Origin of the sequence: Streptomyces calidiresistens, assembly GCF_014141525.1 — a bacterium.
GTDB classification, from domain to species: Bacteria; Actinomycetota; Actinomycetes; order Streptomycetales; family Streptomycetaceae; genus Streptomyces; species Streptomyces calidiresistens.
Genome location: NZ_VKHS01001599.1, coordinates 1 through 411, shown reverse-complemented (window position 1 = coordinate 411; position 411 = coordinate 1). Strand labels below are relative to the sequence as shown.

Genomic DNA, 411 nt, shown 5'->3' with positions numbered 1-411 from the left:
GGTCCCGGACGGGCCGGGGACGGGCGGTGCGGTCACCGGGATCAGCTCCCTCGATAGACGGTGTAGCCGTGGGGGGAGAGCAGCAGGGGAACGTGATGATGCTCTCCGGGGGAGATCGCGAAGGCGACCGCGACCTCGGGGAAGAACGGCGGCTCGCCCTCCTCGACGGCGGCTGCGGGGTGGGGGGCGGTGGAGAAGACCAGACGGGCGGCCACGGTCCCGGCGGGCAGCGCGGGGAAGTCCCGGCACCGGCCGTCGGGGTCGGTGGTGCCCTCTGCGTGGGGGCGCCACTCCCCGCCGGTGCGGGCACGGGTGGACAGGGTGACCGGGACGCCGCGTGCCGGGCGGCCCCGGGCGGTGTCCAGGACGTGGGTGGAGACCGTGGCCCCCGGGGCGGGTTCGGTCCCCGGG

1 protein-coding gene is annotated in these 411 nt (G+C 77.1%); it reads right to left on the bottom strand.

Annotation, left to right across the window (positions count from 1 at the left end; all coding sequences use genetic code 11):
• Positions 1 to 41: 41 nt before the first annotated feature.
• Positions 42 to 411: hydroxyisourate hydrolase (gene uraH / locus FOE67_RS28435; protein ID WP_323385670.1), on the bottom strand; the 370-nt coding region annotated here is incomplete at its 5' end.